The 18834-nt window shown below is 69.3% G+C and carries 14 protein-coding genes and 2 pseudogenes; 5 read left to right on the top strand and 11 right to left on the bottom strand.

What is annotated here, in order from left to right; genetic code table 11:
- Window positions 1-258 precede the first annotated feature (258 nt).
- Window positions 259-1887 carry a right-handed parallel beta-helix repeat-containing protein gene (locus tag ACP4J3_RS18640; RefSeq protein WP_426535728.1) on the bottom strand — a complete coding sequence of 543 codons (1629 nt, stop codon included), beginning with the start codon at window positions 1885-1887 and terminating at the stop codon, window positions 259-261.
- A gap of 179 nt (window positions 1888-2066) precedes the next feature.
- Window positions 2067-5150, bottom strand: a complete 3084-nt coding sequence (locus ACP4J3_RS18635; protein ID WP_426535726.1) for a right-handed parallel beta-helix repeat-containing protein — start codon at window positions 5148-5150, stop codon at window positions 2067-2069.
- 658 nt (window positions 5151-5808) lie between these two features.
- On the opposite strand from ACP4J3_RS18635, the gene ACP4J3_RS18630 reads away from it, so the two are divergent.
- From ACP4J3_RS18630 to ACP4J3_RS18620, 3 genes are all read left to right on the top strand, one after another.
- Window positions 5809-6126 (top strand): hypothetical protein, encoded by a 318-nt coding sequence (locus ACP4J3_RS18630; RefSeq protein WP_426535724.1) that lies wholly within the window; start codon window positions 5809-5811, stop codon window positions 6124-6126.
- A 23-nt stretch (window positions 6127-6149) separates the two neighbouring features.
- A complete protein-coding gene (locus ACP4J3_RS18625; protein ID WP_426535722.1) occupies window positions 6150-6491 on the top strand; it encodes an amidohydrolase family protein in 342 nt (113 codons plus the stop codon).
- 571 nt (window positions 6492-7062) lie between these two features.
- Window positions 7063-8334 (top strand): PucR family transcriptional regulator, encoded by a 1272-nt coding sequence (locus ACP4J3_RS18620; RefSeq protein ID WP_426535720.1) that lies wholly within the window; start codon window positions 7063-7065, stop codon window positions 8332-8334.
- A gap of 294 nt (window positions 8335-8628) precedes the next feature.
- Here the strand turns inward: ACP4J3_RS18620 and ACP4J3_RS18615 are convergent, their stop codons facing one another.
- The 3 genes from ACP4J3_RS18615 to ACP4J3_RS18605 form a co-directional block, all read right to left on the bottom strand.
- On the bottom strand, window positions 8629-9834 hold the full coding sequence (locus ACP4J3_RS18615) for a thiolase family protein (protein WP_426535718.1): 1206 nt from the start codon (window positions 9832-9834) through the stop codon (window positions 8629-8631).
- Window positions 9835-9999: 165 nt separating this feature from the next.
- Complete coding sequence (locus ACP4J3_RS18610; RefSeq protein WP_426535716.1) at window positions 10000-11109, bottom strand: saccharopine dehydrogenase family protein; 1110 nt, start codon at window positions 11107-11109, stop codon at window positions 10000-10002.
- A gap of 8 nt (window positions 11110-11117) precedes the next feature.
- A complete protein-coding gene (locus ACP4J3_RS18605) occupies window positions 11118-12737 on the bottom strand; it encodes an AMP-binding protein (protein ID WP_426535714.1) in 1620 nt (539 codons plus the stop codon).
- 396 nt (window positions 12738-13133) lie between these two features.
- Between ACP4J3_RS18605 and ACP4J3_RS18600 the strand changes: the two genes are divergently transcribed.
- Window positions 13134-13568 (top strand): transposase domain-containing protein, encoded by a 435-nt coding sequence (locus tag ACP4J3_RS18600; protein WP_426535712.1) that lies wholly within the window; start codon window positions 13134-13136, stop codon window positions 13566-13568.
- Between the two features lie 95 nt (window positions 13569-13663).
- Here the strand turns inward: ACP4J3_RS18600 and ACP4J3_RS18595 are convergent, their stop codons facing one another.
- Window positions 13664-14071 (bottom strand): LysR substrate-binding domain-containing protein, encoded by a 408-nt coding sequence (locus tag ACP4J3_RS18595; protein ID WP_426535710.1) that lies wholly within the window; start codon window positions 14069-14071, stop codon window positions 13664-13666.
- A gap of 26 nt (window positions 14072-14097) precedes the next feature.
- Between ACP4J3_RS18595 and ACP4J3_RS18590 the strand changes: the two genes are divergently transcribed.
- Complete coding sequence (locus ACP4J3_RS18590; protein WP_426535708.1) at window positions 14098-15234, top strand: AMP-binding protein; 1137 nt, start codon at window positions 14098-14100, stop codon at window positions 15232-15234.
- A gap of 213 nt (window positions 15235-15447) precedes the next feature.
- On the opposite strand, the pseudogene ACP4J3_RS18585 reads toward ACP4J3_RS18590, so the two are convergent.
- The 5 genes and pseudogenes from ACP4J3_RS18585 to ACP4J3_RS18565 form a co-directional block, all read right to left on the bottom strand.
- A pseudogene (locus ACP4J3_RS18585) lies at window positions 15448-15817 on the bottom strand (CoA transferase subunit A); the annotation flags it as partial.
- A gap of 99 nt (window positions 15818-15916) precedes the next feature.
- Window positions 15917-16177: pseudogene (locus ACP4J3_RS18580) on the bottom strand (fumarylacetoacetate hydrolase family protein); the annotation flags it as partial.
- 229 nt (window positions 16178-16406) lie between these two features.
- A complete protein-coding gene (locus ACP4J3_RS18575) occupies window positions 16407-16874 on the bottom strand; it encodes a carbohydrate-binding protein (protein ID WP_426535706.1) in 468 nt (155 codons plus the stop codon).
- Window position 16875: 1 nt separating this feature from the next.
- The gene (locus tag ACP4J3_RS18570; protein ID WP_426535704.1) at window positions 16876-17247 is read right to left on the bottom strand and encodes a hypothetical protein; all 372 of its coding nucleotides are present in this window, start codon (window positions 17245-17247) and stop codon (window positions 16876-16878) included.
- A 25-nt stretch (window positions 17248-17272) separates the two neighbouring features.
- Complete coding sequence (locus ACP4J3_RS18565) at window positions 17273-18706, bottom strand: amidohydrolase family protein (RefSeq protein WP_426535702.1); 1434 nt, start codon at window positions 18704-18706, stop codon at window positions 17273-17275.
- Between the last annotated feature and the right edge of the window lie 128 nt (window positions 18707-18834).

Genomic DNA, 18834 nt, shown 5'->3' with positions numbered 1-18834 from the left:
CGTTCACACCCGGCCCCCAGCCTCGGGGCGGGGCGTCCGGGGTCCTCGCCAGGGCATCCACATGGCGACCCCGTTCCTCAGCCTCGACCGGCAAGGTCGAACATATGGGCTCTGAGGTACTCCTGAGGGCACGCCGATGGCGCGCAACGGCATTGTCATCAGCCCCCCCGGCCGCTAGCGCAACCATTCCTGGAAGAAGGAGATGGCCTGCCGGGGCTTCCTCACTCGGATTCTCGAATCAGGTCCCGGTCCGGGCCGTCAGGCGGCGCCGGTCGTGACGTCCAGGTAGTCGATGTTCGGCAGGCCGTCGGAACCGGTCGCGGTCAGCGAGATCGCATTGTTGCCCGCGTTCAACCGCAGGGTGACCGTCGCGGTCGCCCAGTTCGCCCACGCGCTGGTGGTCCCGAACGAGATCGACTGCGCCGTCGCGCCGTTGACGACGACGTCGGCAGGTCGGTCGGACGAGCCACCGTTGGCGTAGCGGATCTTCACAGTAGCCGTGCCGGAACCGGCGGCTTCGACCGTAAACCGCGCGGCCGCACCGGAGACGTTGTCGGTGTTGCAGAACCCGGTCCCCGAGTATCCGGCGTGGTTGGCGTCGATGGAGCCGTCGCAGGCGGCAGGAGCGTCCTCGGCCTCGTAGCGGCCCGGGTCGCCCGTGTTGCCGCCGTCGCCGCTGAAGTCGGCGCCGAGGTTCGGGTAGTCCCGTGGGAGCAGGAAGTCCGTGGCGGGAATCGAGCCGTCGGCCTCGCGCGGGCCCTTGATGGTCGAAGTGCCGGTGCTGACCAGGTCGGCGTTGCTCCAGTCGTCCCGGATGTCCCAGGAGTTGCCGCTGCCGCCGGACGGCCCGAGATCGACGCCGCTGCCGTTGCTCACGGACAGGTTCCGGTTCAGCGTCGAGGTCGAGCGGTCGAAGACGAACCCGCTGCCGCCGTTGTCCCAGGCGGTGTTGTTCTCCAGCCGCAGCGAGGCGGTGTTGCCGTTGTCGATGAATCCGCTCACCGCGTTGTCGAAGGCGATGCTGTTGGTCACGACGTGGTCGGCGTCACCGCGTCCGAGCTTGAAGCCGTTGCCGTCGCCCTCCCATCCGGGGAAGCCCCAGCGGTCGACGCCGTTGCCCCACGCGACCGAGTCCTCGATGCGGATCGGGCTGAGGAACTCCCAGGAGTCGAAGCCGTCGTCGGCGTTGTTCCACAACCTGGCCCCGACCACGGTGTTGCCCGAGCCGGTGCCCTGCTTGATGGCCAGCCCGTCGGCGCTCTCGCCGTTCTTGCGCGGGTCCCGGTTGCCGTAGCTGTCGAGGTTGATGACCTGGTTGTCGCTGGAGTCGAGCACGAGGTGCAGCCCGGTCTCGTAGTTCTCGCGGGTGACCAGGTCCCGGTAGATGTTGTTGTCGGACTCGATGGCGAAGATTCCGTAGGGTCCGTTGATGATCTCCAGGTCCTCGAAGCGCCACCAGTCGCCGGCGACGTGGATCGCGCCGCGCTCGATGCGCGGGTACGACTCACCCAAGGGGGCGGGGGTGTTGGGCATGTTCTCGCCGTCGATGACGACATGCTCGCCGTCGTAGGCGCGCATGGTGATCGGCTGTGAGGCGGTGCCGCTCTTCTCGATGCGGATATTGACGCCGGGGTCGTAGGTGCCGCCGCGGATCTGGATCACGGTGCCGGGTTCGGCCAGATCGACGGCGCGCTGGATGGTGCGCAGGGGAGCGGCGACGGTGCCGGGGTTGGCGTCGTCGCCGTTGGTCGCGACGGTGAGCGTGCTGGTCCGCGCCGACGACGGCGACGCGAGCGCGATGGTGGCGAGCAGGACCAGTACCGCCGCCAAGGCGATCCGCACCACTCTCGACCGCTTGCCATGGACTCGCATTCCACTGAGTGGCATATTCGGTACAACCTCCCTCTGTACGACATGAGATGGCACGACCGATTGCATGTACCTGTTGGTTACGGGGTCCCGGCCCCGCCGGGAGTGGTGTGGAGACGTGGAATGGCCGGCCCGTCCGGTTCATTCGGACGGGCCGGCCAGTGTCCTACCGATGCCGGCACCGTCGGCCGGATCGGCTACAGGTTGACGGGATCGCCTCCTATGGTCACCAGCAGGCGACCGTCGGAGGCGAATTGCCAGTCCAGGTTTCCGGAGTACTGGGAGCACCTGGACCCGTTGGAACCGGACCACCACTGGTTTCCGCCGGCGTCGTCGCCGATGATCCGGTCCTTCGACCCGCTGTCGCAGGAGGTGTTGTTCCGGAACGTCGAGTCACCCGCGTCGAAGTTGTAGTTGCGCTCCTCGTTGCCGATGCTCAGGTTGTTCTCGATCGTCATCGACCCGGGGTTCCTGTTGTAGGTGAACCCGTGCTTGCCATTGTCGAAGGCGATGGTCCGCCGCACGGTGTGGTCGACCGCGATGTCCTCGCCGCCGAGCTTGAACCCGTTGCGGTCGCCGTTTCCGGCCTGGCCGCCGTTGGAGAGCGTCCCGTTCTCGTACGCGAGGGAGTCCTCGATGGTGACCGCTCCGATCGGGCCGGTGTCGTCCTTGGTGAACATGTCCCAGCCGTCATCGATGTTGTTGTGGGCGACGCAGTACCGGAAGACGTTCCCCGGACCCACGGTGAGCTTCGGAGCGAATCCGTCGGCGTCCTCGCCGTCGGAGTCGGCGTTGTCGTGCGACTCCGAGCTGGTGATGAGGTTGTTCGACGGCCACTCCGAGGACGGCGCGCCGGCGGTGTAGCGCGACAGCTGCAGCCCGGTGTCGCGGTTGAACCGCGTCACCACCCGCTCGATGATGTTGTTGCTCCCGCCCAGGAGGATCCCGTTGTCACCGGCGCGTTCGACGGTGAGGCCCTGCAGATGCCACCAGTCACCGCCGATCGCCAGGCCGCGGTTGGACGAGTTCTCGCTCTGGGCCGAGAAGTTCAGCACCGGGGTCTCACCCGGGTAGGCGAACAGCTCGGTGCGGTTGCCCGAGGTGCCGTCGTTGCCCGGCTCGATGTGGACCGTCTGCGAGAAGTTGTAGGTGCCCCCGTGCATGTAGATGGTCCCGCCGGGCTCGATCCCGGCGATCGCCGCGGTGAGCGTCGTCGGGTCCGTCTCGGTCCCGGCGGCGCCGTCGCGGCCACCCGGCGTCACGTGCAGCGCGTCCCCGGTCGGCGGCGGGTTGTCGCCGCCACCATCCGGCGGGGTGCCGGTCGAGGAGTCCAGGTAGTCGATATTCGGCAGGCCCGCCGAGCCGGTGGCGACCAGCCGGACGGTGTTGGTGCCCGAACCCAGCTGCGCCGTCAGTGACTTGGTGGACCAGGTGTTCCACGCGCCGGTGGCCTCGAACGAGACCGACTGGACCGTCGAGCCGTTGACGACCAAGTCCGCGCCGCGGGCCGATGAGCCGCCGTTGGCGAAACCGACCTCCAGGGTCGCGGAGCCGGCGTCGGCCGCCTCGATGGTGAACCCGGCACCGGCGCCGATGGAGTTGTCGGTGTTGCAGAACGCGGTGCCGGAGTAGCCGGAGTGGTTGGAGTCGATCGTGCCGTCGCACGTCGCCGAGGAGGACTCGGCCTCGAACCGCACCGCCTCGCCGCCGTCCGGCGGCTCGGTGGTCCCGTCGTCCGGCGGCGATCCGGCGTAGGTCTCGAACTCGGCGACCCTCGGCGTGCCGCTCGAGCTGGTGATCTCGAAGTTGATCTTGCTCAGCGACGCCGCCGGGAAAGTGATGACCCCCGCCCCGCTGCCGGAGGCCAGGACGTCGCCGGTGTCGTGGTTGACGACCCGCCAGGAGCCTATGTTGCCTTCGGAACCTGCCGCCTCACGGACGTTGATCGTGGACACCGTGGTGTCCGAGCCCCATTTGACCGAGATCCGGCCGGCCGAGCCGCTCGGTGACCAGTAGGTGCTCATGTCGCCGTCGATGACGTTGCCGTAGCTGGTCCCGCTGGCCTTGCTGGAGCCGTCGGCGCCGGCCCCGATGCTGAGGTTGGTCCCGCTGGGGGGATCGGTCGGGTCCGTCGGGTCCGTCGGGTCGGTCGGGTCGGTCGGATCCGGGTTCTGCGGCGTGCAGTTCCCGTCCGACACCTTCAGACCCTTGTTGGCGCCCGCCGTCTCGCTCACGATGCCCGGCACGCAACTGGCCTCATCGAGGCTGTAGGAGTACGGAATGCTGACCGTGGTGGTGGACTGCGGGTTTGGGCCGGCCGGGTAGTTCTCGCTGCCCTCGCTCGACCAGGTCACGTTGTCGAAGATGTTGCCGCCGACCTCCCAGGAGCCGCGCTCGTCGGTGTAGAAGGTGCCCAGGACGTCTTTGGAGTCCTCGAAGTAGTTGTTCTCGACCTTGGCGCGAGCCCCGGCCCGGGAGTTGATGCCGGACTCGACGAGGCCCACGTAGTGGTTGTTGAACATGTGGGCCGTGCCGCCACGCAGCAGGGGTGTGCGGGAGTTGAGGTTCGAGTACAAGTTGTTGTGGAACGTGATGAAGCTGTTCGACCGGTCGCTTTCACTGGATCCGATGAGACCGCCGCGCTCGGAGTTGCGCAGGATGCTGTAGGACAGCGTCACGTACTGAGTGTTGTCCTTCATGTCGAACAGGCCGTCGAAGCCCTCCGACTCCCCACCCGACGCCTCCAGGGTGAGGTGGTCGGCCCAGACGTTGCGGACGTTCCTCTCCATGCTGATGGCGTCGCCGCCGTTGGAGGTGGGCGAGCCCGACTTCTTGACGTTCCGGACGGTCACGTTCTGGATGATGATGTTGCGGGATTCACGGATATGGATGCCGAGCTGGTCGAAGACGGCTCCGCTGCCGACCCCGACGATCGTGACGTTGCTGACCTTCTTGAGGTCGATCAGGTCGTCGGTGACATCGCAGCTGTCGCCCGACACGTCTCTGGTATTGCCGTGGTTGATGGTCCCTTCCACCTCGATGATGACCGGGGTATCGGTGCCGGCCCGGTTGCACAGGGCCTCGTTGATCTCGGTTCCCGTGGTGGCCCGCACCGTCTGCCCGCCCGCGCCGCCGGTGGTACCGCCGTTCTGGGCCGCGTAGCCGCTGGCGCTGCCGGTCGCCGCCGACGCCGTGGGCATCGACAGGACCCAACCGCTCGCGGCCGTGAGGGCCATCGTGGCCAGCGCTGCACGGAGTCGCAGTCCGACTAATCGTCTCATCCTCGTTTCCCCATTCGTCTTCGAACGCTGAGTGGTGCCGCTCCATGCCGGGTTGTTCCGGCAGACCGTCGAGGTCGCCGGTCTGCCGCTGACGGGTCGCCGACCGGCTCAGAAGTTGAGTGCTCCTCTCGTTGTGGATCGGTGCTTCCGCTGCTGCCGGAGGCTTCCAGGCCGTCGGTGCCGGTCGGTCAGGTCACCGTGACGGTGTGCTCCGGCGCGTTCTTTCCAACGGCGACGACGCAGGTGCGTCCGGCTCCGGCGCCAGGAGAGCGGGTACATGTCGCTGATCTCCTTCTGTGTGGCGGCTCTGAGTGCGACGACGCGGTTGCTTCGAGGGACATCCATGGCCCGGATACCGCACTGTGGGAAAGCGCTTTCCGTGGAAAGTAAGCGCTTGCCGAGAACAGGTCAATGAACCTGTACTTGATTCTTATTCACAAATACGAACATCCGTGAGGCGGGGCGAGGGCGTCCTGTCTACGCTCGGCTGCCGCATTGTCGCCGCGCGGCGCTGCCCCGCCGCATCCAACGAGTCGGACCGACCGACGCCCGCCAGCCATTCCCCGGCGTCCTGCAGTCGGGGTCTGCGACGAGCACCGCACGCACCTTGACTCACAGCACGCACCACGACAAAACAACTCGCAACATCGATATTCGCGTGAACATCGCCGTCCAGAGTCAAAGAAGACGTCATGACGCGAGGACCGCGCAGAACGCGAAGAGTGCGACTGGCAGCCGCCGCAGGCGCCCTCATCACCCTCCCCGCCGGCGCCGAGGCGGAGGCTCCGACAACGCCGGCAACGCCGCCGTCCGCTCGACCGTCACCATCACCCCCGACCCCTCCTGCCAGGGCGAGGACTTCGAGGGCGGCAGCCTGGTGTGGTTCGCCAACTCCACCGAGGACTACCCCGACGAGATACGCCAGGAGCCGGCTGCCGCTGGTGGACGCGGGGCTGGTGCGACGCGCCAACCTTGAGGGCGGCCGGCACCCGCCTTGCCATGGGCAGCGACTGGCCGGTGACGGACCCCAACCCCTTCTGGGCGATCTACAGGGCCGTGACCCGTCTCGGCCCCCGCCAGGATCCCCACGCGGTCGGTGACGAAGTGCTCACCGACATCCTCGAAGCCCAGCACGCTCACGATTTCGATGTCGCGCCGGACGCCTACACGGCGGGTTCGGCGTACGCCAACCATGCCGAGGACGAGGTCGGCGCGCTCACCGTCGGCCACCGTGCTGATCTGGTGGTCCTCGACTGTCCGCTGACCGACCTGGAAACGGTCAGCCCGGCCCGGCCCGTCCTGACGCTCGTGGACGGCGAGGCCATGCACGGCGACCTCTGACACAGGCTCCGTCCGGAGCGCACCGCCGCCCGGGCCCGCAGGTATCGGGTAGGCGCTCATGCTGGTGGCGTGAGGCGGGTTCCGGTTCCACAGGCCCTGCTTGCCCCGTTCCAGGAGGCTGTGCCGGTGCGGCGCGAGCCGGCCGATGAAATCGTCGCAGCCCTCGCTGTTCGCGCAGGCGGGAGAGGTGGTGCCGTCGTCCAGCACCTCAAGGACGGGCACGGTGAAGGAGTCCGAGACGCGCCACAGCAGGTCGGCGCCGGTGGCGTGGGTCTTGCTCACCAGGGACAAGGAGGAGGCCACGACCCGTACCCGGGACGAGCCGAGCTTCGGGCGGGGTGCCGGTACGTCGCGCAGCACCAGCCCGGACAGCGGGTCGGCGGCGCTCTGGGAGATGGCGGTTGCGGCAAGCACGGAGCCGCGGCCACCCGCACCCGGAGGCGGGACACAGCCCGTGTGCGTGCAGCTGCACGTCCGGGCCATGGACGCGCCGGTCGCATTACGATGCGGGCACGGCCGGGCGCGATCCTTGTCGTAGGCACCCGCTCCGCCTTGGGGCCAAGGAGGCAGCATGGACACCGAAGGCGATGTCGATCTCCTCATCCGGGACATGGTCGGCGAGCTCGCCCAGCGCATCCCCGAGATCAGCGACGGGCTGCGGGCCCAGATCCTTGCGGACATTCCCTCGCTGCGCGGGGACCCGTACATCGAGGGCATGCTCACCGCCAGCATCGAGGAGAACGTCGCACTGATGCTCCACCTGATGCAGCACCGCATCGACCTGGACCGCGTCGAGGCTCCGGTGGCCGCGGTCGAGTGGGCTCGGCGGTTGGCCCAGCGGGACATCCCGACCAGTGTGCTGGTCAGGGCGTACCAGCTGGCCCATGCCAGGTTCGTGTCCGACTGCCTGGACGAGCTGGGCAGGCGGGCAGCGGACGTGAAGGTACTGGCTCTCGCCGGTCCGGTCTTCAACCAGCGGCTGTTCTCCTATGTCGACATCGTCTCCGAGCAGGTCACCGCCGCCCACGAGCGGGAGCGGGATCGTTGGCTGCGGCACCACGCCGTGGCGCAACTGTCCACGGTGAAAGCGCTGTTGTCGGGTTCCGGCATCGACATCGACGAGGCCGAGGCCGTCCTGAACCATCCCCTGCGACGGGATCATCTCGGGCTCGTCGTCTGGGGCGGCGGACCGGAGCACACGGTCGAAGCGGCGGATCCGCAGCGGGTGGTGGGTGAACTGGCCCGCGCCGTCGGCAGTGGCGCTCCCCTGTTCGTCCACCGCGACGAGCAGCTCGCCTGGGCCTGGATCGCGTTGCCATCCGGCCGCACACCGGCGCGGAGCAGTCTGGACGAGGTGCTGGGCCGATGCCGGTTGCGAGTGGCCTTCGGTGAACCGGCTCACGGCGTGGCGGGCTTCAGGGCCACCCACCGGCAGGCGCAGCTGGCTCATACGGCGGCGACGCTCGGCGGGCCGGAGCACGCGCAGGCCACCTGGTTCGCCGAAGTGGGTCCGCTGGCGCTGATGTGGTCCGATCCGGATGCCGCCCGAGACTGGGTTCACTCCGTCCTTGGACCGCTTGCCCAGGAGGGCGAACGGTTCGCCCGGCTCAGGGAGACCCTGCACGTCTTCCTTGCGCTGCGGGGCAGTTTCACGGCGACGGGTGAGCGACTGATGCTGCACAAGAACACCGTTCAGTACAGGGTGCACAAGGCGGTGGAGTGTCTTGGCCGTCCGTGGGAGGAGGACACGGCGAATCTGGAACTGGCCCTGCGGGCCTGCGGCTGGTTCGGCGGCCGCATGACCGCTGCCTCGGGCCGAGTGGGTCCCGGGGCGGCGTCGTGAACGGGGTGCGGGTGGTTCGGGCGACGTTGACGAGCGTCGTGCCGCCCCCGCCGATCGTGTATGCGCTGCCGGTGAGGCAGGCGGCCTCGTCCGAGGCGAGGAAGAGCACGAAGCGGGCGACGTCCGATGGTTCGGCGATGCGCCCGAGCGTAGAGAGAACGGGGCCGAGTGCCTCCAGCGGAACCCCCGCCGTCCTAGCGCCGTACTCCGCCATCGCGGTGTCGACGTACGACATCTCCTTCCTGCTTTCCGGTAGGGACGGTGATGAGGTCCGGGGGAGTGGCGGTCGGTGCCTCAGTCCGCCGTGAGAATCGTGACGACCATGGCGGCCGGATCCGTGCCGAGGAACCCGCCGCCGTTCTCGGCGAGCGCGACCCGGGCCCCGGGCACCTGCCGTGGTCCGCAGCGGCCGCGCAACTGGCCGGTGAGTTCGACCAGTTGGGCGCAGCCGGTGGCGCCCAAGGGGTGGCCGCGGGAGAGCAGACCGCCGCTGGGATTGACCGGGAGGCGTCCGCCGAGGGCGGTCGCGCCGGACTTCAGCAGTGCGGGGCCCTCGCCCGGGCCGCACAGGCCCAGTTCCTCGTAGACCATCAGCTCGGCCGGGGCCGCGGCGTCGTGCACCTCCACGACGTCGAGGTCTTGTGGGCCCAGGCCCGCCCGCTCGTAGGCCGCGGCACTGGCGCGGGCGGCGGCCGGCTCGGCGTTCGGCCGGTCGCTTCCGGATACGAGCACGCTGGCTCGTACACGTACCGCCGGGCCGGGCAGGCTCCGGGCCCGGCGTGGCGAACACACCACGATCGCTGCCGATCCGTCGCCGATGGGCGAGCACATCAGGAGGGTGAGCGGGTCGGACACCATGCGGCTGGTGAGGACCTCCTCGGCGGTGACCGGTGTGCGGTACTGCGCGTTGGGGTTGAGGGATGCGTGGCGGTGGCTCTTGACCGCGACCTCGGCGAAGTCCTCCCGGGTGGCCCCGGTGCGCGCCATGTAGGCCCGCGTGTTGGCGGCGTAGATGTCCATGAAGAACGACTTCTTGGAGTCGTCCGCGTTCTCAGGTGTGCCGCTTCGGCTCCACGCCTTGAGCTCGTCGAGCTGGAGGAGGTCGACGGCGGCGCCGATCGCCGCGAAGGACCTGGTCTTGTCGGGGTGGGTGAGCTTCTCGGCGCCCACGGCGAGCGCCACGTCCACGCTGCCCGAGTCGACCGCCGCAACGGCCAGGTGGAAGGCGGTCGAGGAGGAGGCGCAGGCGTTCTCGACGTTGACGATCGGCACTCCGAGCAACCCGGTGTGCCGAAGGGCTGCTTGGCCGCGGATCATTTCCTGGCCGCTCAGCACGCCGTCGGCGGCATTGCCGAAGTAGACCGCCTCGATGTCGCGGGCAGTCATCCCCGCGTCGGCCAGGGCGGCGGCCACGGCTTCCTCGGTCAGTGAACGGACCGTGGCGCCGGGGAATTTGCCGAAGCGGGTGGTCGCCGCTCCGGCCACATAGGCGTTCTGCATATCGTTCGGGCTCTCCTGTCGGTGGGTGTCCGGCGGTTGCCGGGCGCGGCCCCGGCCGCCCGGAGCCGCGCCCGCAGCGCTCAGGCCGGCCGGTTCTCGTCGATCAGATGGGCGCTGCCTGTCAGTGACAGGACGTGGTTGCTCGTGGGCGGACGGCGGTGGTCATCAGCGCAGCTCGAATTCGACGAGACCGGCTTCGGACCATTCCGAGAGCAGGGGACGGGCGCCGAAGGCGTGGGCAGGGGAGACGAAGCCGACGGCTCGGTGGCGTTCCCGCAGCAGCCGCTCGATGGCACCGGCGGCGATCACGCCGGTCTGGTCGTAGCCGCAGTTGCCCCACAGCACGGCACTCACGCCGCCGGTCAGGCCACGCCCCTGGCAGGAGACGATGGTGCGGCTGATGTTCGCGTCGTCGCGGGGCGGCTCGCTCGCGGCCATCTGGTGGCCCCAGTTGTTGGTGGCAGCCTCCTGCTCCTCGGCGGGCAGGTGCGCGTACTTGTCGGCGAATTCGCGGGTGAGGTTCAGGACCGCGGCCATCGCGTTGGGATCGCCGAAGGAGACCAGGGTCTCGCAGTGGCGGACCCGTTCGTCCTCGGCGAACCAGACCGGCTCGCCGCCTCCACTCCACGGGAGGCAGTCGAGGGTGCGGTGGATGCCGGGTGAGGTGGCCTGGAAGCTGGTGGCGGCGGGCCACTGCACGAGCTCGTTGTCGACCAGCCGGTACTGGGGCTGGCAGCACATGCGCAGGAAGGACAGCGTCGAGCCGACCGACGGGGTGCTGCCGCGCGGCACGTACAGGATGTCCAGGCTGTCGACACCCGGCGTCTCCAGACACAGCTCGGCCACCAGGTTGCCCGACGCCCACATCATCGACAGGGCCGGGATGAGCAGCAGGTCGCGCTCCGCGAACTGCCGGCCGAACGCGCGCTGGGTGTGCAGCATCCAGTCCTGCTCGCCCGTGCTGTCCAGGTAGTGGCAGCCGGCGGCCAGGGCGGCGCGCACGACGGGCTCGCCGAGCTGCATGAACGGGCCCACCGTGTTGTAGACGACCTTGCGGTCCCGCAGCAGTTCGGTGAGGGCCGCCTCGTCCGCGGACACCTCGGCGATCTCGTACGAGGCCTCGTCGAGTTCGGGCAGGGCGCCGAGTTCGGCCTTGAGACGGTTGCCGTTGCGGCCGGCGGCCACGAACGGAATGCCGCGTGCGGCGAGCTGGCGGGCGACCAGCTTCCCGGTGTAGCCGCTCGCTCCGTAGAGGACGACGTCTGGCTGGGTCATGGTGGCGCTCACTTTCCTGTCGAAGTGACGGTTCCGGCCCGCGCGATCTCGCGCTCGACGCGGTCGGGGTGCTGGTCGAACATCTGGCGCAGGAAGCGTTCCTGCGGCTTCTGGGAGGCGGTCTTCGGGATGTCGTTGACGATCTGCACGTAGGCGGGCGCGTGGCTCGGCTCCAGGCGTTCGCGGCACCAGGTGAAGACGGCCTGGGGGTCGAAGGAGGCGGGGTCGGCGGGGAGGATCGCGGCGACGGGCTCGCGTTCGCCCGGTGCGCCGGAGGCTGCCGGGACGCCGTAGACGAAGACGTCGCTCACCTCGGGGCACTCGGCCACGGTCCGCTCGATGCGGGCGGGGTCGAGGAACTCCCCGTTGCGGCGGATGCCGCCGCCCATCCGGTGCCGGTAGTACACCCAGCCGTCGGCGTCCATCACCACGGCGTCCCCGGAGTGCAGCCAGCCGCCGACCGTCTTTGCGGCCGAGGCTTCGGGGTTGCCCAGGTACTGCACGGGAATCGGGCTCCCGTCCGCGTAGCGGAAGCACAGCTCGCCCACGGTGCCGGACGGCAGCTCCTGGCCGTCGGGGTCGAGAACACGGCCGATCAGCTGGGGAACCACCCGGCCACAGCTGCCCACCGGGCCCTCACCCGCCCGGTTGAGGGCCATACCGCCTTCCATGGCGGCGTAGAACTCGATGATGTCGACGCCGAACCGGGTACGGAACGCCTCCCAGACCGCCGCGGGCATCCCGGCGCTGACCACGTGCCGCACCGGGTTGTCCCGGTCCCGTTCGGACGGCGGTTCGCTGTAGATGGCGGTGGCCATCCCGCCCAGCAGCGAGAAGGTCGTGCAGCCGTGCTCCCGGATGACGTCCCACAAGCGGGACTTGGTGAATCGCCGGCTGATCACCGCCCGCAGCCCCTGGCCGAGTGCCGGTGCCACGGTGACGAACTGGGCGTTGCCATGGGTGAGGGACAGCCCGGTGTACGGGCGGTCGTCGGGGCGGTAGTCGAACAGCTCCCGGCCGAATGCGGTGGCGGCGACGAACCGGGCATGCGGGACGACGATCCCCTTCGGGTCCCCCGTGGTGCCGGAGGTGTACATGATCTGCATGGGGTCGGCGGAATCGCGTACGGCGATGTCCCGCATGGGCGGTGCCCCGTTCGCGGCATCGGGTGCGTGGACCACCCGGACACCGGACCGCACGCCCTCGTGGCCCGCCCCTCCGACGACCATGACCCATTCCAGGCTCGGCACCTGCGGAGCGACCGCGAGCACGGCGTCGACGGCGTCGGCGCCACACACCACGCCACGGCATCCGGCGTCGGCGACCATGAAGGCCAGCCGGTCTCCGCGCAGCCGCGGGTCGAGGGGCACGAAGACAGCGCCGAGCACGTTCGCAGCGATCATGGACTCGATGAACTCGGGCTCGTTGTACAGCAGCAGTCCGAAGCCGTCCGAGCGGGAGATTCCGAGCGCCGAGAAGGCGTCGGCGAGCCGCAGCGCGTTCGTCCAGAGGGCGCCGTAGGTGCGCACCCGGGTGTGGCCGTCGGTCTCGAAGGTGAGGACGTCGAGGTCGGGGTTGGTGTCGGCGCGCCCGCGCACCAGGTGGGCGAGTGATAGGGGTTCGTTCACGATCTCTCCTTCTGCGCGCACGGCAAGCGGGAGCGGCTGCGCCGCAGGGCTGTGATGGGCTGCGATGGGCCGCCGAAACCGGGCGGTGATGCTCCGGTAACGCGAGGTAGGGGAACCTTATGAACGGCCGTGACCGGGGTCACTGGCCCGGGGATACGAGAAGACGCTGCCGGACTGCCGTGGATTCGTCCTCGGAGTACAAGGCGTCCCCGCGGAGCGCAGGACGTCACCTCCGTCCACACGGTGACGCGGCCTTCTGCCTCATACCTGCGGTAGGCCGAGGACAGGACCGAGACGATCACGCCTCCGCGTCCGCACTTGGCACCGGCCCGAACCCGACGTGCTTCCAACGCTGTTGCGTTTCGCCGGGAAGCGGACGATCGAGGTAGCGGGGGCGTGTACGCGCGCGGACTTCTGGGTGAGTTGCCCCGGGCCGTGGATTTCGCGCCGGTGGACGCGGTGCTGGAGGAGACCGGGGCACGCGAGCGCAGGCTGCGGCTGCTGCCCTCGCGGGTGGTGGTGTACTTCGTCCTCGCGCCGACCCTGCGAGTTCCTGCACGGGTCCGTGAGCGTGGCGCACAGTTCCTGATGCGGTCCTCCGCCCGCCGGGTGCCCACCTGCACCGGGCACCTGGCCGGCGGCTCCTACCTGCCCCGGCTCGGCTACCGTGTCCTATCCGTCCTGCTCCCGCTACGTATCCCGCAGATCGCATGCCCCACGCGTGCACGGACCCTGCGGTGCTCCGGCGTCATGCTCCCCTCGCCCTGCCCCAGCGGACGCCCGGGCGTTCGCGCTACGCGGTCCCCGACCCTCCCGAGCCGCGTAGAGTGACTTCGCCTGCCCCTGGGCGTGTTCGCTCATCCGCTGGGGCGGGCGGCAACGCGTCGTCCACCGTCGGCGCTTCCCCTCCAAGACGGCGGCGATCCTCAACCCGCCCCCTGAACCGGCCGGGATCGGCAGGCGTCGAGGCAGAAATCGACGAAGGCGCGAGTCCTGCGGGTCAACCGCATACCGGCCGGAACGGCCAGCACGACATCCACCTCCTCGATGTCGTCGCGGATCTCCGCGGTGGCCAACGGCAACGCCTCGTAACTGAGGTCGATGGCCGGACGCTGGATCAACAGCGACCACCCGATCCCCCGGGCGACCAGCGAACGCACCGATTCGAAACTGGCCGTGCGGTGACGGACCGCAGGCGTGATGCCGACGCTGCGCAGCATCGTCGTGTAGTACTGCTCACTGGGTCCCATGTCCAGCATGATCATCGGCTCGTCGAGCACCTCGCGAAGCCACAGTACCCGCCTTCCTGCCAGCTGGTGGTCGGCCGCGAGCACTGCGGGTGGCCGCCGCGGTACCGTCCGTGGGTACGCTGCTCGTCGTCGGCGGCGAGCCCACGCCGTCCGCGGTGAACGGGCTGGACGTGGTGCCACTGCAGGCAGCCGGCGCCTACCCGTCCGACCGCCTGACGGCCGTCAGCCTGCCCGGTCCGCAGGACGTGGCCGCGCTCATCCACACCGGAGGCACCACCGGCTCTCCGAAACTCGCCGCCCACACGCACCACAACCAGGTCTACATGGCCTGGGCGATGGCCGGCGCCTTCCGCTACCGCCGCGGCGGGACGCTGCTGTGCGGCATGCCGTTCTTCCACGTCAACGCCATGCTGATCACCGGCCTGGCGCCCGTGCTGAGCGGTGCGCCCGTCGTGAGCCTGGGCGAGGCGGGCTTCCGTGACACTCGCTACCGGCAGCAGTTCTGGCGCATCATCGAGCACTACCGGGTCACGGCATTCAGCGCCGTGCCCACCGTCTGCGCCATGCTCAGTCAGGTTCCCGTGGACAGCGATCTCTCCAGCCTCGAGGCCGTCCTGGTCGGAGCCGGCACCCTGGCGAGCGGCGTGCGCACGGCGTTCGAGAAACACACGGGAGTCCCCCTGCTCGAAGGATGGGGCATGACGGAGGGCACCTGCGGCTCGACCTTCACGCCTCGAGAGCACCGTCGGCCTGGATCGGCCGGCATCCGCATGCCTTACCAGCGGATCAGAGTCGCGCAACTGGACGCGACCGGTGCGCCCGTGCAGGATCTGCCGCGCGGCGCCACCGGGGCCGTCCTGGTCTCAGGCCCCAACGTCTTCCCCGGATACGTACACAGCACGGCGGACGGGACGATCCGCCTCGACTCCGCGGGAAAGGTGTTCGACGGCTGGCTGGAGACAGGCGACCTCGGCAGTCTGGACGATGACGATTACCTGTGGCTGCGCGGACGGGCCAAGGACCTCATCATCCGGGGTGGTCACAACATCGATCCCTCCCACGTCGAAGAAGCCCTCGCTACAAGCCGGCCCTGCGGCACAAGGCCATCCACCAGGTGGTGTGTGCCGAACTCCAGGCCCTGCACGTCTACGCGCAGGTCACTGTCAGCCAAGAGGAAGGGCTCGACACCGCCGTGGTCGTCCTCCCGACCCCCGGCAGCCACTCGCACGCCGTGCAACGTGCCCTGAGCGCCTACACGTTCCCCAGCCGGGTCATCACGGCGCCGTCGGCACAGACGAGGAACCGACGAGACGATCCATCATCTTGAAGTCGCTGGTCACGGGGGCTGGTGTGGGTCGTGTGCTCGTGCTGGTCGCGGGCGGTTGCCTGGCCTGAAGGTCGTCTGCCAGCGCGTGACTTGGAGGTTCGTCAGGACGAGCAGGGCGCGCAGGAGCGTGGTGGGCGAAGTCGTTGGTGACGGCCTCCTCCAGGATGTACGTACGGCCGCGGAACTCCCGCGTTTCCTTGGGCGGGGGAGGCCACATCGACGCTGCCGTCGGGGCCGTAGTGCCAGGGCAGTCCACCCTCGGCGACCTGGGTGCCGACCCCGGCCGGGGTGTAGAAGGCCGGGATGCCGGTGCCACCGGCGCGCAGCCGTTAGGCCAGGGTGCCCTGCGGGGTGAGCTCCACCTCCAGTTCACCGGCGAGGTACTGGCGGGCGAACTCCTTGTTCTCCCCCACGTAGGAGCCGGTCACCCGAGCGATCCGGCCGGCCGCCAGCAGGACGCCGAGCCCCTGGCCGTCCACGCCGCAGTTGTCGGAGACCGACCTTGTCCACGTTGTTCGTGCCTTAATTGTTTCGTGCCTTTCTCCCGGTGCCGGACGGGGTGTCCGGTACCGGGGGTGTTGCCAGAGCTCATGGCACGGTGGTCATTGTCTGCGGCGGGCAGGCGGCAGAGGCACCGGCACGACGCCCTCGACGACGGTGTTGCTGATGGTGCCGATGGCCTCGACGGTCATGGTGACGGTGTCGCCGGGGGCCAGCGGCGGGGGTTCGAGGAGGCCGCCTCGGCCCCAGAGTTCGGCCAGGCCGCCGCCGTTGCCGCAGGTTCCGGAGCCCAAGACGTCGCCAGGGCGGATCCAGGTGCCGCGGGAGGCGTACGCGGCCATCTCCTCGAACGTCCAGGCCATGTCGGCCACGTTGCCGGCGCCCTGCTTGATGGCCAGGCCGTCGGCGCTCTCGCCGTTCTTGCGCGGGTCGCGGTTGCCGTAGCTGTTCAGATTGATGATCTGGTTGTTGCTCGACGCAAGCACGAGATGGAGATCGGACTCGTAGTTGTCGTAGACGTTGTTGTGGGAGTCCGGTCCGAAGATGCCGTACGGGCCGTGGATGATCTCCAGGCCGGTGATGCGCCACCAGTCACCCTCGATGTGGATCGCGCCGCGCTGCGACCGGGGATGGTGGAGCCGACCTCGCCCGGCGTGTTCGGCATGTTCTCGCCGTCGATGACCACCCGCTCGTTTCCGTGGCTGCGGAGGGTGATGGGTTGGGCCGGGCACCGTTCTTGAGGATCCGGATGTTCGTACTCGGCGCGTAGGTACCGCCCCGTATCTCGATGGTGTCTCCGGGCTCGGCCAGATCCACGGCGCGCAGCGGCCGGGCCAGGGTTCCCGGGCCGCTGTCGTTCCCGTTCGTTGCCGCATACAGGACGTCCGGCATGGTCGGCGGGGTGGTGCCGTCCATCGAGACGCCGATGTAGTCGATGTTCGCCAGTCCGCCGTCGGTCGTGGCGACCAGCCGGATCGCGTTGCTCCCGGCCATCACCGGCACGGTCACGGTGGCGGTCGCCCAGTTGTTCCACGCCCCGGTCGGCTCGAGCCTGAACACGTTAACTGCCGTGCCGAGTGATCTTTTCTGGACTCGCGCTGTACGGGCGGGACGGCGTCATTCGGCGACAGCCCTCGCCCGCATCTCCCGGCGGCCGGTTCGCCCAGCCGGCCACTTCTTCGACGTGCTGCTCGAACGTCATGAAGTCCCGCACGGTCGGCGGCTGCGGAATCGGCGCACGCAGCCGGAGCGAGACGTACGGATGCACGGCGCGGGGATCGCGCGGCGCCGCCTGTGCGGCGTCGTTCAGGCGCTGCGGGTCGTCCAGCAGGTCGATGAGACGGATGCGGGGTGGCGGTGCGTGGACTAGGTTGTCGGCGCCGAGTAGGCCGACGCGGTCTCCAACGCGTTCGATGGGGGTGACGAAGCGCATGGCCTTTTCCCGGGCGGGATGCGGATCACCGTTGCTCGGCAGTTGCCTGGTGGCCGGACGACATCCGCGCGACGAAGGCCCAGCCATCCGGCGGGGTGCCCGGCAGGGGCCGCTCGGCGGCGGCGAGTCGGCCGAGGACGCCTTCGGCCGAGGCATCGGCGTGGGCGAGCAGGGCCGGAAGGTCGGCCCCGGTGAGCCGGCCGTCGCGCTTGACGAAGCGGCCGGCGACCAGGACGTGCCGGACGTCGTCGGGTGTGGTGTGGAAGACGAGGGTCCCAGCCGGGTCGAGGTGGGGGCGCTGGGACATGCCGGTCCCGCCGACCACGATGATGTCGGCCTGCTTGCCGGGGGTGAGGCTGCCGATGCGGCCTTCCAGCCCGATCGCCTCGGCCGCGTTGACCGTGGTCCAGCGCAGCGCCTCCTGCGCGGTGATGGTGACTGTGGTGGGGTCCCCGCCGTCGAGGTTGAGCGCCTCGGTGTCGGCCCAGCGCTGGAAGGCCAGGCCCATACGGGTCTGGGTGAACAGGTCGCCGGTGTTCAGGGAGACGATGTCGCAGGACAGGGTGGGCTTGATGCCGTGCCGCCGGGCCGCGGCGAAGGCGGGGCGGCCCATGCCCATGTTGAGTTCGGTCTCCACCGAGATCGACAGTTTGGCGCCGTGGTCGGCCAGCAGGCGCCACTCCGCGTCGGAAAGCGTATTGCAGTGGACATGGACCTGGTCAGGCCCGAGCAGGCCCGCCGCGGCGAGCTCGGTCACACCGCTCGGCAGCGACCACACACACCCGGTGTGCGTGACGATCAGTGCGCCTTGTTCGCGGGCGGCGGTGATCTCCGCCCGGGTGGTGTCGAACGGCAGCGTGCCGTACTCGGTGAGCGCCACGCCGAGGGTCAGCAGAGCGTCGCGGCTCGGGAAGTGGGCGTCGGCGATGCGCCGGAAGTCAGCGAGGCGCGAGGCGTGGTCCGCGAAGTGCGGCGGCTGCAGAGGGTTCGATTCGAAGAACCCGTAGCCGAACACCGCGCGGATGCCGGCTTCCCGCAGACCGGAGATCGCCGCGTCGGCGTGCTCGGGTGTGTTGTTGCAGTGCGAGAAGTCCAGGATCGTGGTGACACCGGAGTTGATCGCGTCCAGGGCACCCAGGTGATTGCCCAGACGGACGTCCTCCGCCAGGTAGGCGGGCGAGACGCCGAGCCGGATCCCGAACAGGTAGTCCGCCAGAGTCCAGTCGGCGCACAGCGCGCGCAACTGCGTCTGCCACGTGTGCCGGTGAGTGTCGATCATGCCGGGCGCCATGATGTGCCCCGTGACGTCCACGGTCTCCGCCTCGTCGACGGACAGGTCCGGTGCCACCGCGGCGATCACGCCGTCCTCGATCAGCACGTCCCCGCGGGGCAGCAGCCCCAGGCGCGGATCCATGGTGAGGACGGTGCCGCCACGCAGCACGATGCGATGCCTGGCCATGACGATGACTCCTTCGTCATCCGAACCACAGAGGCAGTGCCTCCCTTGGCCTCAGCTCACCAGACGGAGGATCGGGGATCATCAGCCGAAACGGTTGTGAACCCGCCGCGGCCGAGGGGTTGACGGCA

It is taken from the genome of Streptomyces sp. UG1 (genome assembly GCF_049974585.1).
Taxonomy (GTDB): domain Bacteria; phylum Actinomycetota; class Actinomycetes; order Streptomycetales; family Streptomycetaceae; genus Streptomyces.
Note: the sequence above shows the minus strand (reverse complement) of the source record. Positions and strands in the feature narration are given on the sequence as shown.